Genomic DNA, 13,589 nt, shown 5'->3' with positions numbered 1-13,589 from the left:
TTCGCATGTACGTATGCGGGCGGCCGGTTTTGTTTGTCCGGGCCGAAGGTCGTGGCGGATCAGAGATTGCGTACCCGAGCGCAGACCGCGTCGTAGATCGTCAGCAGGTCGGCGTCGGGTTGACCCGGTTCGCAGGCGTTGACCCACTCGTCGAACGCGCATTGCACGCACAACTGCGCGATCTCGAGGATCATCCGGAGACGTGAACGGGTGGTGGCCGGGCATTGCTGATCCAGTCGTGCCAACCGGCGCCGGGTGTTCTCGGCGCATCGGCCGATGGATGCGTTGCTCAGCGTCGGGCTGGCGCAGACCAGCTTCCGGATGCGCAGGGAGGTCGCGGCGACTTCACTCTGCTCGTGCCGAAAACCTGTGATGGCGCCGCGGAAGGCCTCTTCGATGTCGGCCAGTGTCAGGGTGGACAGGGATTTGTCGGTGGCCTCGGCCGCTTCGATGCAGGTCTGGAGTGCGACGTCGAAACCGTGGGTGTCTCCGAGGATGCAGTCCTCTTTTGTCGCGAAGTAGCGAAAAAAGGTTCGGGGCGAGATGCCGGCGACGCGCGCGATCTCATCCACCGTCGTCTCGTCGAAACCGTGCTGCTCGAACAGGTCGAGCGCGGCCCGCTGGATCTCGCCCCTGGTTTCGTTGCGACGCCGGGTCCGCAGGTCGATCGTGCCGCCCGGAGAAGAGATGGACATGACCTCGACCATACGTCACCTGATGCCAAAGTGGCAGTCACTGACACTTGACTATATGCTGCGAAAGTTCTTCCGGCGGCTACCCGAGTGGATGTGATCGTGACCGAGAGTGTGAATGTCAGCGTCAGAGCCGATGAGCGGGGCGGAAGTCCGGCAGGCAGTGTCCTTCTGATCTCGTTGCTGCTCATCGCCGCATTTGTGGTGATCCTCAACGAGACCATCCTCGGTGTCGCACTGCCGACGCTGATGACCGATCTCGACATCACCGCGGCCACCGCGCAGTGGCTGACCAGCGGCTTCCTGTTGACGATGGCGATCCTGATCCCCACCACGGGGTTCATCCTGCAGCGGTTCAGCATCCGCTGGGTCTACGTCGCAGCGATGTCGTCGTTCACCATCGGCACGCTCCTGGCCGCGGTGGCACCGGGTTTCGAGGTGCTGATGATGGCCCGGGTGATCCAGGCCGTGGGCACTGCGCTGATGATCCCGTTGCTGATGACCACCATCCTCAATGTGGTGCCGGAGCATTCCCGCGGCCGCGTGATGGGACTGGTGTCCGTGGTGATCTCGGTGGCGCCTGCCATCGGGCCCACCGTGTCCGGTCTGATCCTCGAATCGCTCAGCTGGCGCGCGCTGTTCTGGATCGTCTTGCCGGTGGCGGTTGCCGTGCTGATCTCGGGCGGCATCCTCGTACGCGACGTGGCCGAGCGGCATCCGTCGCACCTCGACGTCATCTCGATCCCGCTCTCGGCCCTGGGCTTCGGCGGAATCGTGTACGGCCTGAGCAGTATCGGTGAGTCGTCCACCGGGCATACCCCGGTGCCGCCGTGGATCCCACTGGTGATCGGTGTGGTCTCGCTGGGGCTGTTCGTGGTCCGGCAGATGAAGCTGGTCGAACGCGGCCGGGCGTTGCTGGATCTGCGGACCTTCAAGATCGTCCAGTTCCGGCTCGCGACGTTGCTGATGGGCGGGCTGATGCTCACCCTGTTCGGCGCGCTGATCCTGCTGCCGCTGTATCTGCAGAACGTTCTCGACAAGAGCGTCCTGACAACAGGTTTGGTCCTGCTTCCCGGTGGCCTGGTGATGGGCCTGCTGGGGCCGGCCGTCGGTGCGCTCTTCGATCGTTGGGGTGCACGGCCTCTGGTGCTGCCCGGCACGATCGCCATGAGCGCCGGCACGTGGTTGCTGGCGATGCTCGATGCCGATTCCGAGCTCTACACGGTCATCATCGCCCACGTGATCCTCAGTGCCGGCATCGCGTTTGCCCTCACCCCGTTGATGACGTCGGCCCTGGGTTCGCTGCCGCGCGAACTGTATTCACACGGCAGTGCGACGGTCAGCACGATCCAACAGGTGGCCGGCGCTGCCGGCACCGCCCTGTTCATCACCCTGATGACGCGGGGTATCACGGCGTCGGAAGACGACGGCAACTCCGCGATCATCGCGAATGCCGACGGAACGCACCTGGCATTTGTTGTCGGTGGCGTCATCTCGGTGGTTCTCGTGCTCGCCGCGACACTGGTGCGATCGGCCGACAAGCCGGCCATTGCCGAAGTGACCGAGAGTTAGGGCGCAGTAGGGGGTTGCCGCCGAGGTTTCGACGGCGAAGACCATCTCGCTGCCCGAGGGGGCAGCCCGGGACCATCTCGCCCAGCCGGCTCGGATCAGCTTGTGACAGAGGGGCCTTGGGCGTACGCGTCGGCGAATTCCCGGCTCGGTGCGATCGGTGAGATCACGTCGAGGAGGACGCCGTCCGGTGCTTCGATGATGAAATGGCGCTGACCGAAGTCCTCGTCGCGCAGCGATTGCACGACCGGAAGTCCGCGCCGCTCAACGAGTTCGGTATACCAGTCGGCGGCATCGGGAACCTCGACGTTGACGAGGATCCCACCCAAGGGTGCCCGGCGGAACGCCGCGGGGACGGTCTCGTGGTTGCGGTCGAGGATCGCCAGTTCGAAACCGTCGCGGCGGAAACTGACATACCAGTCGCTGGTGAAGGTGGTCTCCAGTCCGAGGGTGTCGCGGTAGAAGCCCGCGGTTGCGCTGACGTCGTCGGTCATCAGGACGGGGTAGAGGCTGGTGAGGGACATGACGTGATCCTTTACGTACGATGTGTAGGTATATCGACCATACATACACAACGTACGTAAAGGAAGGCCTTTCGATGCCTCGTGCCTCCGCGGCCGCGGCCGCCGCCACAGCCGCGACCATCCTCGACACCGGCACCGCGCTCTTCTCGGAACGGGGCTTCGGCGGCGTCTCGCTCGATGATGTGGCCGCTGCGGCCGGTGTGACCAGAGGCGCTGTGTACCACCACTATGCGAACAAGCGCGGTCTGTTCCAACAGGTGGCGGCCCGGTTGCAGGCGAGCGTTGCCGATGCGGTCGTTTCTGCGGCAGAGGCCGCCGGTGACGGTCCGGCGGACCAGCTCAGGGCCGGTTGTCATGCGTTTCTCGACGCGATCACGGCCGGCGGGACCGCGCAGGTGCTGCTGGTGGACGCGCCGGCCGTGATCGGCTGGGCCAGATGGCGTGAGCTCGATGCGAGTCATTCCGCCGCGCACCTGAACGAGGCGCTCGCATCTGCCGGCGTGGAACCCGGACTCGTCGAGGCGACGACGGCGCAACTCAGCGGGGCGATGAACGAGGCTGCGTTGTGGCTGGTCGACAAGGCCGAAGAAGGTGATGGCCGGCCGGGCTCGTCGGACTCACGAGAGCAGGCCCACCGGGCCCTCGACCGCCTCCTCGGTGCGGTCCTGTCCGAATGACCTGACCTGCACCGCCACCAGGTGTTCGGTGACCTGGTCCCGGCGGTCAGCGGCCGCCGTCGTCGGCCCGGATCGCCGCACCTGCGGCCGCCGTGCTGTTGGCCTCTTCCTCGAGCTGTCTCAGGTGGGGGACGACCTCTTCGGTGATCGCGGCGTTGTAGGCCTCCGGTTGCTGCTTCGGGTTGGCATGACCGGAACTGGGCATGCGCACCACGAACAATCTGCCCGAAGGTCCGCCGGTCACGTCGAAGAGGACTTTCTGGGAGTAATCGACGTCGACGACGGGATCGTCGGTGCCGAAGTCCGGACGCAGGAAGATGATCGCCGGCAACGGACGATCGCCGGCCTCCTTGTCGATCGCGGCAAGGTCGTCCGAGGCGCCCGAAGCTGCGATGGCAAGGAACTGGGACTGGATCAGCCCGTTGCTGGCGGCATCGGTGTTGAAGATCTTGGTTCTGAGCACGTCGCGGATGGTTGCGCCCAGGGCCAACGGGTCGAGCAGCGGGTGGGGCTCGGAGTCCGTCAGCAGGTACTGGTCTTTGCGGGCCGCCGTCTCGACGGCCAGGCGCAGGCCGCGGCTTTCCCTGGCGCCGGGAAGCCAGCCCATCCAACGCAGGAGATCTTCGCCGGCGTCGCGGCTGCTCGGTCGCACCGCGTGCAGATTCACCGGTGTGCAGTCGAGGATGAGCGCGACCAGCGTGACCTCGGTGTCATGGACGATGTGCTCGCCGACCTCGATCGCGATGATGCCACCCATGCTGTGCCCGACCAGTACGACCTTGTAGATGCCCATCGACTGCGCGTAGGCGGTGACGATCCGGCTGATCACGGCGGTGTCGAGACCTTCGTTGTCGTACTGCACCGCCCACACCTGTCCGAGATCGGCCAGCGCCGGCAGCGAGCGAGCGGTGGTCCTGGCGTCGAGGTTGCCCAGGCCGACCATGTCGACGACCGCGGTGTCCTGGTTCGCCGGATCGGCCGCGTCATAGATGAAGTGGATCTGCGGCTGTGTCTGTGCCAGGCGCTGACGTTCCGGCGCGACATCGCGAACCCAGTACTGCGAACACAGGATCATCACGGCCAACACCACGTAGCCGCACCACATCGCGAAGCGACGTACGCCGGACAGTTCAATCCGGTTGTGGCCCAGTCGGGTTGATCGCAGAGCTTCTTTGCGCCGTTCATCGCTCCAGTCGGTGACCGGATGATGTGGCCCGCCGAGACCTGGTGTCATCCTCCCCAGCGTAGCGACGTTTTCACACTCCGATCGGGTGGCGGGCAGGTATGTGATTCCATGGAATACATGGAGTTCGGAATCTCGACATTTGTCACCGATGAAGGCATCCGTCCCGATGCGCTGGGCAGTGCCCTCGAAGAGCGTGGGTTCGATTCGTTGTTCCTGGCGGAACACTCGCATATCCCGGTGAGCAGGCAGTCGCCGTACCCTGGTGGCGGGGACCTGCCGCGGGTGTACTACCGAACGCTGGATCCGTTCCTGGCGCTGACCGCTGCGGCGGGCGTCACCACGCGGCTGCTGCTGGGGACCGGCATTGCGCTGCTTCCGCAACGCGACCTGATCCACACCGCGAAAGAGGTTGCCACACTTGATCTGCTCTCCCGGGGCCGGGTCGCGTTCGGCGTCGGCGTCGGATGGAATCGGGAAGAGATGCGGAACCATGGAACCGACCCGCGGACCCGGGGTGCGCTGATCGATGAGCAGCTCGCCGCGCTGAAGGCCATCTGGACGCAGGATGAGGCCGAGTTTCACGGGGAACATGTCGACTTCGATCCGATCTACTCCTGGCCCAAACCGGTCCAATCGCCGCATCCGCCCATCTACATCGGTGGTGAGAGCCCGGCTGCGCTGGCTCGCCTGATCAAATACGGCGACGCCTGGCTTCCTCGCGCCCACACCAGCGCCGACGAGATCATTCGGGTGCGTGGGCTGCTGGCCGACGCCGGCCGAGGCGACATCCCGTTCACGATCTTCGCGGCGGGGTCGTCGACCGACGAGCTCGACGGCTACGCCCGAGCGGACGTGCAACGGGTGACGTTCCTGTTGAAGACAGCTCCGCAGGATGAGACGCTGCGCCGGCTCGACGAGTTGGCCGCTGTGGCCGAACGCTATCGCTGATCCGATGGACGCTGATGCGGCGCGGCGCGCGCTCGAGACCGCGCGGGCCGAGACAACCGACCTGATCACCCAGATGTCGGCGAGGCTCGCTTCGGTTGTCGATGCGGCTGCGGAGGGGACCGCTGACGACGAGCATGATCCGGAGGGCTCGACACTGGCGTTCGAACGAGGACAACTCGTCGCGCAGATCGAGCGGTCCGAGATCAGGGTCGCCGAAATCAACACCGCCCTCGAACGGATCGCGCAGGGCACATACGGTCTGTGCGAACGGTGTGGCGCCCAGATCGGGGCAGCCAGGCTCGAGGTGCTTCCGGCGACCCGCCTGTGTATCAACTGCGCGACGTCGAGGGACCAATCGCGCCAATGGTGAGATGGCCCTACGTCGCAAACGAGCCAGAAATACGAGGACGAGCCACAAATTTGTGGCTCGTCTCCGTATTACCGGCTCGTTTGACGGATCAGGCTACGTAGTCGGCCATCACGTCGGCGAGTGCCTGCGCGCCGCGGTGACAGTCGGCTGCCTCGGCGAACTCGTGCGGGGAGTGGGAGACGCCGGTGGGATTGCGCACGAACAGCATCGCCGTCGGTACCTTCGCGGACAGCACCCCGGCATCGTGGCCCGCGGCGGTCGGTAGTACCGGGATGTCGCCGAGGTGACCGAGCGCGGTCTGCAGCCGACGGCGGATGTCGTCGGGGAACTCGACGATCGGGGAGACCGACTCGGCGACGATGTCCAGGCCGATGCCGTCGCGCTCGGCGTGGGCGCGGGCCTGCGCGGAGATCGCCTCGACCAGCGCGGTCAAGGTGTGTTCATCGGCGGCACGGGCGTCGAGCCAGGCCATCACCTCAGAGGGGATCGCGTTGGCGCCGTTGGGTAATACGCGCACCTTGCCGAAGGTGGCGACCGCGTCGTGCACTGCGGCGGCCTCGCGAGCGGTGTGCACCGACGAGGCGAAGGCGAGCATCGGATCGCGACGATCGACGAGGCGGGTGGCCCCGGCATGGTTGGCCTCACCGGTGAAATCGAACAGCCAGCGACCGTGCGGCCAGATCGACGACGCGACAGCGATCGGCTGATCGACCAGGTCGAGTCCGCGTCCCTGCTCGACGTGCAGTTCGACGTACACCCCGACACGCTCGACCAGGGTGGGGTCGGCACCCAGATGTGCCGGATTGCGCCCCGACGACGTGAGCGCTTCGGCGAGCGTGATTCCTTGGGCATCACGCAGTGTCAATGCGCGTTCGGGGGTCAGCGCGCCGGTGCTGAGCTGAGATCCGACGCAGGCGACACCGAAGCGCGCACCCTCCTCGTCCGAGAATGCGGTGACGGCAATCGGTTTCGTGGGCGTGATGCCCCGGGCGCGGACGATGTCGATGGCCGCGAACGCCGAGACCACACCCAGTGGGCCGTCGTAGGCACCGCCGTCGGGTACCGAATCCAGGTGAGAACCGGTGACAAAGGCGTCGCGGGGGTCGCCGACCCATCCTTCCGGCAACCACCATGCCCAGAGATTTCCGTTGCGGTCCTCCTCGGTGGACATGCCACGGGCCGATGCCTCGGTGGTGAACCACTCCCGCAACGTCATGTCGGCGTCGTTCCAGGCGAACCGCCGGTAGCCGCCGGTGGTTGCGCGACCGACATCGAGTATCGACGCCCACAGGGTGTCGAAGGCTTTCATCTATGTGTCCCAATCATTTCGGAGTAGTTGTCCGGCGGGTGCACCACGGTCAGTACCTACCCGGGATCCAAGTGGTGCCGGCCAGCGGAACCCGGGCCATCGCCGAGGCCTCGACGGTCAGGGCCACCAGATCCTCCGGTTCGAGGTTGCGCAGATGCGACTTGCCGCAGGCCCGGGCCAGTGTCTGGGCCTCCATGGTGAGCACCCGCAGATAGTTGGCCAGCCGGCGCCCACCCTCGACCGGGTCGAGGTTCGCCGACAGTTCGGGGTCCTGGGTGGTGATGCCCGCCGGGTCGCGGCCGGCCTGGAAGTCGTCGTAGAACCCGGCCTCGGAACCCAGTGCGCGGTACTGCTCGGCGTAGCGAGGACTGTTGTCGCCCAGTGCAATCAGTGCCGCGGTGCCGATGGCCACCGCATCGGCGCCCAGTGCCATCGCCTTGGCGACATCCGCGCCGCTGCGGATCCCGCCGGAGACGATGAGTTGCACCTTCCGGTGCACGTCCATCTCCTGCAACGCCTGGACCGCTTGGGGGATGGCGGCGAGGGTCGGGATGCCGACGTGTTCGATGAACACGTCCTGGGTGGCGGCGGTGCCGCCCTGCATACCGTCGACGACCACCACGTCCGCGCCGGCCTTGACCGCCAGTTTGACGTCGTAATAAGTGCGGGTCGCGCCGACCTTGATGTAGATCGGCTTTTCCCAGTTGGTGATCTCGCGGAGTTCGATGATCTTGATCGCGAGGTCGTCCGGCCCGGTCCAGTCCGGATGGCGGCAGGCGCTGCGCTGGTCGACACCCATGGGCAGGGTCCGCATCCCGGCGACGCGTTCGGTGATCTTCTGTCCGAGCAGCATTCCGCCGCCGCCGGGCTTGGCGCCCTGGCCCAGGACGATCTCGATCGCGTCGGCCTTGCGAAGGTCGTCGGGATTCATGCCGTACCGCGACGGAAGGTACTGGTAGACGAGATTCTTGGACTGGCCGCGCTCTTCGGGCGTCATGCCGCCGTCACCGGTGGTCGTCGAGGTCCCGACCTCGCTGGCGCCGCGGCCGAGTGCCTCTTTCGCCTGGCCTGACAGCGCGCCGAAGCTCATTCCGGCGATCGTGATCGGGATGTCGAGGTGCAGTGGGAACTTGGCGTGGGTGTCGCCGAGAACCACGTCGGTGTCGCACTTCTCGCGGTAGCCCTCAAGCGGGTAGCGGGACATCGATGCGCCGAGGAACAGCAGATCATCGAAGTGGGGGAGCTTGCGCTTGGCACCCCATCCGCGGATGTCGTAGATGCCGGTTTCTGCGGCTCGCTGGATCTCGGAGATCACACCGCGATCGAAGGTTGCCGATTCGCGCAGGGACGGGTTGTGGGTCATGAAGTCGCTCCTAGAACGTCGAGGTGTCTATACGCGCGGGTGCCGTCAGTACGCGGACGCGTTGTCGACGTGGAAGTTGTAGAGTCGGCGTGCCGAGCCGTAGCGGGTGAAATCAGCTGGGTCGGCATCGATCCCGGCGGCACCGAGCAGTTCGGCGAGTTCGGCGAGGTGCTCGTCGCGCATCTCCTTCTTGATGCAGTCGGCACCCAGTGAGGCGACGGTGCCGCGGACGTAGATCCGGGCCTCGTAGAGCGAATCGCCCAGGGCCTCACCGGCGTCCCCACAGACCACCAGTCGCCCGGCCTGTCCCATGAAGGCGCTCATGTGGCCGATGTTGCCGCCGACCACGATGTCGACACCCTTCATCGAGATACCGCAGCGGGCCGCGGCATTGCCGTCGATGACCAACAGGCCGCCATGGGCCGTGGCGCCGGCCGACTGCGACGCATCTCCATGGACCCGAACGGTCCCGGACATCATGTTCTCGGCGAGACCGACTCCGGCGTTGCCGTTGATCGTGACGCGAGCCTGCTGGTTCATCCCGGCGCAGTAGTAGCCGACATGGCCGTCGATGGTGACGTCGATGTCATTGTCGAGCCCGCACGCCAGGGCATGTGCACCCTGCGGTGAGGTGACGACGGACCGCTTCGGGGCCTGCGGCGACTGCAGGGTCTCGTTGACCGCACGGACCGTGCTCGAGAGCAGGTCGAAGACTGCGACCTCGGTCTCATCGACAGGGGTCGGGGTGTCGGTCACTGACGCTGCCATACGTACACCTGTTCTGGTTCGGGTTCGAAAATGCGGGCGGATTCGACGCCGGGCAGTCCTGCCAGAGCGCGGTATTCGGAGGCCATGGCCACCCACCGGTCGGTTTCGGCGATGACGGCGGGCTTGCAGGAGATCGCGTCGCGGACAACGGCAAAGGAATCACTGTTCGACACGAGCAGTGTGTAGAAACCGTCGAACCTCTCGTTGAGCATCAACAACGCCTTCTCCAGGTCGACACCCTCGGCCAGCTGTTCGGCCACGTATCGGGCACCGACCTCGGTGTCGTTCTCGCTGTCGAAGACAACGCCGTGACGCTCGAGATCGTGCTTGATCGACATGTGGTTGGAGAACGAACCGTTGTGGACCAGACACTGGTCCGGGCCGACCGAGAACGGGTGCGAACCGGCCGCGGTCACCGCGGATTCGGTGGCCATCCGGGTATGGGCGACGCCCTGCCATCCCGACGCATCAGGCAGTCCGAATCGATGGGCCAGTGCGGTGGGGTTACCCATGCCCTTGAGGACGGTGACCTCGTTGCCGAAGCCGATGATCCGGGCGGTCGGCGCCACGGCGCGGGCGGCGGCAACGAGTTCGTCCGACGGCACCGGCGCATGGACGACGGTGGTGGGGTCGAGGTCGATGACCGTCGCCTCCACGCCCATCGCTGCGGTCAGCGCCGCGGCGAGTTCGGTTGCCGACACGGGATTCTCGAGCAGCGAGACGGTCGCGTGACCCTCGGGTGACCAGGTCGGGTCGCCGTAGATGGACATGCCGGCCGAGTCGGGTCCGCGGTCGCACATCGCATCGAGCATGCCGGTCAGCAGTGTGCCCAGTTGGGGATACAGTGCCCGGTCACGAAGGTGCAAACCCACGATTCCACACATGTGAAACTCCTGTTCTCAAAGTGGGTGATGGTCAGAAAGCTGTGAGGTACTCATCGATCTCCCAGGCGGAAACCGTGTTGTGCCAGGCGAAGAACTCTTCGCGTTTGCGCTGTGCGAAGTACTCGCTGACACCGGGGCCCGCGACGTCGAGGGCGGCGGTGAGGACGTCGTCTGCCTCGAGTGCATCCATCGCATGGAGCAATGTCATCGGCAGCATCTCACTCGGGCTGTCACCGCTGCCCGGTGCGCCGGGATCGAGATTGCGGCGGACGCCGTCGAGTCCGGCTGCGATGGCCCCGGCCGCGGCCAGGTAGGGATTGGCGCTGCCGTCGCCCCCGCGGAGTTCGACGCGATTGTGGTCGGGCACGCGAAGATAGTGCGTGCGGTCGTTACCGCCGTAGGTGGCGTACCGGGGTGACCAGGTGGCGCCGCTGGTGGTCGTGGTCGCACCGGTTCGCTTGTACGAGTTGACAGTCGGTGCGATGACGGCCTGTAGCGCACAGGCGTGCTCGAGGATGCCGGCGATGAACGAGTAGGCGGTGGACGACAGTCCCAGGCCCTTGTCGTCGGTGGCATCGGGAAAGACCGCGCCGTCGGCGTTCCACAGCGACAGATGCATGTGCATCCCGGACCCGGTGCGGTCGGTGAACGGCTTCGGCATGAATGTTGCCTGCATACCTCGCTTTTCGGCGATCACCGAGAGCAGATAGCGGGCGGTGATGACCCGGTCTGCGGTCACCATGGCGTCCGCGTAGTCGAAGTTCTGCTCGAACTGACCGTTGGCGTCCTCGTGGTCGTTGGCGTAATTGCCCCACCCGAGCAAGTTCATGGCGCCGGAGATCTCGGTGAGATGGTCGTACATGCGGGTCACGTCGCGGGCGTCGTAACACGGCCGGCGACTGGAATCCGACGTGTCGGCGGTGGTCAGCTCGCCCGACTCGCCCTTGTTGACAAGGAAGTACTCGATCTCGGCGCCGATATTGACGCTGAAACCGAGGTCGGCAGCCTGACGCAGTGTCTCCTTGAGGATGATGCGCGGGGCGTACGGCCACGGCCTGCCCTCGACGTGCGGATCGCAATGTACGAGAGCCAAACCCGGCTGCACGAAGGGGATCGGGGTGAACGACGACGCGTCGGGCATCGCGACCAGGTCAGGATCTTTGGGCTCCTGACCCATCATCCCGGCCGCGTAGCCGGCGAAGCCGACACCGTCCTGCTCGAGCTGGCGGATGGCCTGCGCGGGAACGAGTTTGGCACAGGGCTTTCCGGACAGGGTCACGAACAGCGCCAGGACGAAAGTGGTGCCGGTGGCGTGGACCAGCTCGGACAAGGTCGATTCGGCAGCGGGAACCGTGGGGGTGAAGGCTTCGGCGGCGTCTATGGCCATGGCAGGCTCCTGGTGGGGGACTTTCGATGGAATGGAGGTCGTGGTCATCGCATCTCACCTGCACCTTCGTAGGGGTTCAGGCTCAGTAGCAGGTCGTTCTCTGCGAAACGGGCGTACCGGAAGTCGTGCGGGTCCACGTTCGGCAACGTGGTGGTACCGGTGGTGATGAGGTCGGCGACGAGTTCGCCGACGGCGGGGGAGATCTTGAATCCGTGACCGGAGAAGCCGGTCGCCAGGAAGAGTCCGTCGGCCGGAGACGGTCCGATGATGGGGTTGTAGTCGGGTGTCACGTCATACGCGCCCACATACGAGCTCGTGATCCGGGGATCAGGCATGTCCGGCAGCCGGCGCTCGAGCTTCATGATCGTCTTCTCGACGGTGCTCTCATCGGCGCGGTTCACGTAGTTGTCGGGGTCGATGTACTGCGGTGCCTGGTGGTCGGAGTTGCCCACCAGTAGTTCGCCGTTGGGTTCCCGGCAGATGTACTGGAGTCCGGCCAGGTCGGACAACACCGGGACATCGGGGGTGGGGACACCCTGGTCGACCAGAACCAGCTGCGCGCGTTGGGCCTTCACATCGACGTCGACGCCGGCGGTGGCCGCGAGTTCCGGAGTCCACGGCCCGGCGGCGACGATCACCTGCTCGGCATGGATTTCGTCGCCGCCGGCCAGGGTCACGCCGTAGACGGTCCCCGCAGTGTTCTGCAGAAGTCTGGTGACCCGGGTCGACTGTCGTACCGTGACGCCGAGCTTGCGGGCACTGGTGCCGAATGCCATGCCGGCCATGTACGCCTCACCTCGTCCGCCGAGTGGTTCGTAGGCGAATGCGGCGAAGTCATCGAGGTGCAGGCCGGGCCAGAGGTCGGCCATGGTGTCGTGCCCGATGAAGTCGACGTCGATGCCCAATCCCTGCATCATCGCCACGTTTGCCTTGAGCGGCACGAGGTTGTTCTCGCCGACGCCGACAACGTACCCACACTGGCGGAAGGCCATGTCGTCGCCGAAGAGTTCGGTTGCGCGGGTGAAGATGTCGACGCTGTACCACGACATCGCCGCCAGGGAGGGGGTGCCGTAGTGGCAGCGGACGACGCCGCTGGACTTGCCGGTCATCCCCGAGCACAGGGTGTCACGTTCGAGGACGAGCACGTCGGTTTCGCCGCGGTTGGCGAGGGACCAGGCGATGGCGAGTCCTTCGAGTCCGCCGCCCACGATCACATACTTCGCAGTTTCTGTCACAGTCGACTTCCTGGTGGGTAACCGGTGAAGGTTCTTTTGATTGTGTTTCTCAGTATGACTCGGCGTTGTATGTCAGGAAACAGACCCGATGTGACAGATTTGTTTCGGAATGATCAAGCCGGCGTGACGAAAGTTGCTGACGGGCCCGCGAAGATCGAGCGCACCGCGGCCGTCCGAGGTCGGGGGCGTCGGCAAATTAACACTGCCGCAATCGAGGATGTGGTTTCCTCTCAATATCTACAGTTTCATGCGCTCAATCGGACCGTGTTGAACCGGGAGGACCACATGACCACCACAGATTCCGGCAAGGACCTCGCCCCGTTCCGGGTGACCTCTGAGTTCTGGAAAGACCTGCCCCAGATGCCGACCGGCGAGTATCCGGGGACCGAAGGATTCATCGACGACGTCTATGCCAACCCGGAAGGATCGGAGATGTCGGCCGGCTACTTCGAACTCAGGAACACCGATGCACCGCTCGATTACCACTACGCCTACGACGAGATGAAGGTGGTGCTCGAAGGGACGTTCCGACTCGAAAATCTCGACACCGGGCAGGTGGAGCATGCCGGACCGAAGGACGCCATCTTCTTCCCCAAGGGTTCGCGGATCAGATTCACCACTCCCGACCGGGCGTTGGCGTTCTTCGTCGGCCACCGTTCGTTCGCGCCGTGACGATG

The 13,589-nt window shown here is 65.3% G+C and carries 14 protein-coding genes; 5 read left to right on the top strand and 9 right to left on the bottom strand.

The window, feature by feature from the left end; all coding sequences use genetic code 11:
• Positions 1–59: 59 nt before the first annotated feature.
• Positions 60–695, bottom strand: coding sequence for a TetR family transcriptional regulator (locus tag AC51GT_RS16040; RefSeq protein ID WP_496329392.1), 636 nt, complete (start codon positions 693–695; stop codon positions 60–62).
• A gap of 99 nt (positions 696–794) precedes the next feature.
• Here AC51GT_RS16040 and AC51GT_RS16035 point away from each other — a divergent pair, with 99 nt between their 5' ends.
• The gene (locus AC51GT_RS16035) at positions 795–2,264 is read left to right on the top strand and encodes an MDR family MFS transporter (RefSeq protein ID WP_496324747.1); all 1,470 of its coding nucleotides are present in this window, start codon (positions 795–797) and stop codon (positions 2,262–2,264) included.
• Positions 2,265–2,359: 95 nt separating this feature from the next.
• Here the strand turns inward: AC51GT_RS16035 and AC51GT_RS16030 are convergent, their stop codons facing one another.
• Entirely contained in the window at positions 2,360–2,785 is a 426-nt protein-coding gene (locus AC51GT_RS16030) for a VOC family protein (protein ID WP_496329391.1), read from the bottom strand.
• A 74-nt stretch (positions 2,786–2,859) separates the two neighbouring features.
• Between AC51GT_RS16030 and AC51GT_RS16025 the strand changes: the two genes are divergently transcribed.
• The gene (locus tag AC51GT_RS16025; protein WP_496329390.1) at positions 2,860–3,462 is read left to right on the top strand and encodes a TetR/AcrR family transcriptional regulator; all 603 of its coding nucleotides are present in this window, start codon (positions 2,860–2,862) and stop codon (positions 3,460–3,462) included.
• 46 nt (positions 3,463–3,508) lie between these two features.
• On the opposite strand, the gene AC51GT_RS16020 is transcribed toward AC51GT_RS16025, so the two are convergent.
• Positions 3,509–4,696, bottom strand: coding sequence for an alpha/beta fold hydrolase (locus AC51GT_RS16020; RefSeq protein WP_496329389.1), 1,188 nt, complete (start codon positions 4,694–4,696; stop codon positions 3,509–3,511).
• A 69-nt stretch (positions 4,697–4,765) separates the two neighbouring features.
• On the opposite strand from AC51GT_RS16020, the gene AC51GT_RS16015 reads away from it, so the two are divergent.
• A complete protein-coding gene (locus AC51GT_RS16015) occupies positions 4,766–5,596 on the top strand; it encodes an LLM class F420-dependent oxidoreductase (protein ID WP_496325051.1) in 831 nt (276 codons plus the stop codon).
• A gap of 4 nt (positions 5,597–5,600) precedes the next feature.
• Positions 5,601–5,966 (top strand): TraR/DksA family transcriptional regulator, encoded by a 366-nt coding sequence (locus AC51GT_RS16010; protein WP_496329388.1) that lies wholly within the window; start codon positions 5,601–5,603, stop codon positions 5,964–5,966.
• Positions 5,967–6,054: 88 nt separating this feature from the next.
• Here AC51GT_RS16010 and AC51GT_RS16005 read toward each other — a convergent pair whose 3' ends face one another.
• From AC51GT_RS16005 to AC51GT_RS15980, 6 genes are read right to left on the bottom strand one after another with little or no spacing between them, the layout of a single operon-like run.
• Complete coding sequence (locus tag AC51GT_RS16005) at positions 6,055–7,275, bottom strand: allantoate amidohydrolase (protein WP_496324742.1); 1,221 nt, start codon at positions 7,273–7,275, stop codon at positions 6,055–6,057.
• Between the two features lie 49 nt (positions 7,276–7,324).
• On the bottom strand, positions 7,325–8,638 hold the full coding sequence (locus tag AC51GT_RS16000) for an FMN-binding glutamate synthase family protein (protein WP_496324741.1): 1,314 nt from the start codon (positions 8,636–8,638) through the stop codon (positions 7,325–7,327).
• Positions 8,639–8,683: 45 nt separating this feature from the next.
• Positions 8,684–9,406 (bottom strand): protein glxC, encoded by a 723-nt coding sequence (locus tag AC51GT_RS15995; RefSeq protein ID WP_496324740.1) that lies wholly within the window; start codon positions 9,404–9,406, stop codon positions 8,684–8,686.
• A complete protein-coding gene (locus AC51GT_RS15990) occupies positions 9,391–10,290 on the bottom strand; it encodes a class II glutamine amidotransferase domain-containing protein (protein WP_496324739.1) in 900 nt (299 codons plus the stop codon). The genes AC51GT_RS15995 and AC51GT_RS15990 overlap by 16 nt, the downstream gene beginning before the upstream one ends.
• A 31-nt stretch (positions 10,291–10,321) precedes the next feature.
• Complete coding sequence (gene glnT / locus AC51GT_RS15985) at positions 10,322–11,677, bottom strand: type III glutamate--ammonia ligase (RefSeq protein ID WP_496324738.1); 1,356 nt, start codon at positions 11,675–11,677, stop codon at positions 10,322–10,324.
• Between the two features lie 44 nt (positions 11,678–11,721).
• Positions 11,722–12,912 (bottom strand): NAD(P)/FAD-dependent oxidoreductase, encoded by a 1,191-nt coding sequence (locus tag AC51GT_RS15980; protein ID WP_496324737.1) that lies wholly within the window; start codon positions 12,910–12,912, stop codon positions 11,722–11,724.
• Between the two features lie 285 nt (positions 12,913–13,197).
• On the opposite strand from AC51GT_RS15980, the gene AC51GT_RS15975 reads away from it, so the two are divergent.
• The gene (locus tag AC51GT_RS15975; RefSeq protein ID WP_496324736.1) at positions 13,198–13,584 is read left to right on the top strand and encodes a cupin domain-containing protein; all 387 of its coding nucleotides are present in this window, start codon (positions 13,198–13,200) and stop codon (positions 13,582–13,584) included.
• Positions 13,585–13,589: the final 5 nt, after the last annotated feature.

The sequence above is a fragment of the Williamsia sp. z34 genome, assembly GCF_059553395.1.
Note: the sequence above shows the minus strand (reverse complement) of the source record. Positions and strands in the feature narration are given on the sequence as shown.

Coding starts and splice junctions, on each gene's coding strand:
- AC51GT_RS16040 (WP_496329392.1), bottom strand. CDS start 695: ATGTCCATCTCTTCTCCGGGCGGCACGATCGACCTGCGGACCCGGCGT.
- AC51GT_RS16030 (WP_496329391.1), bottom strand. CDS start 2,785: ATGTCCCTCACCAGCCTCTACCCCGTCCTGATGACCGACGACGTCAGC.
- AC51GT_RS16025 (WP_496329390.1), top strand. CDS start 2,860: ATGCCTCGTGCCTCCGCGGCCGCGGCCGCCGCCACAGCCGCGACCATC.
- AC51GT_RS16020 (WP_496329389.1), bottom strand. CDS start 4,696: ATGACACCAGGTCTCGGCGGGCCACATCATCCGGTCACCGACTGGAGC.
- AC51GT_RS16015 (WP_496325051.1), top strand. CDS start 4,766: ATGGAGTTCGGAATCTCGACATTTGTCACCGATGAAGGCATCCGTCCC.
- AC51GT_RS16010 (WP_496329388.1), top strand. CDS start 5,601: ATGGACGCTGATGCGGCGCGGCGCGCGCTCGAGACCGCGCGGGCCGAG.
- AC51GT_RS16005 (WP_496324742.1), bottom strand. CDS start 7,275: ATGAAAGCCTTCGACACCCTGTGGGCGTCGATACTCGATGTCGGTCGC.
- AC51GT_RS16000 (WP_496324741.1), bottom strand. CDS start 8,638: ATGACCCACAACCCGTCCCTGCGCGAATCGGCAACCTTCGATCGCGGT.
- AC51GT_RS15995 (WP_496324740.1), bottom strand. CDS start 9,406: ATGGCAGCGTCAGTGACCGACACCCCGACCCCTGTCGATGAGACCGAG.
- AC51GT_RS15990 (WP_496324739.1), bottom strand. CDS start 10,290: ATGTGTGGAATCGTGGGTTTGCACCTTCGTGACCGGGCACTGTATCCC.
- glnT (WP_496324738.1), bottom strand. CDS start 11,677: ATGGCCATAGACGCCGCCGAAGCCTTCACCCCCACGGTTCCCGCTGCC.
- AC51GT_RS15975 (WP_496324736.1), top strand. CDS start 13,198: ATGACCACCACAGATTCCGGCAAGGACCTCGCCCCGTTCCGGGTGACC.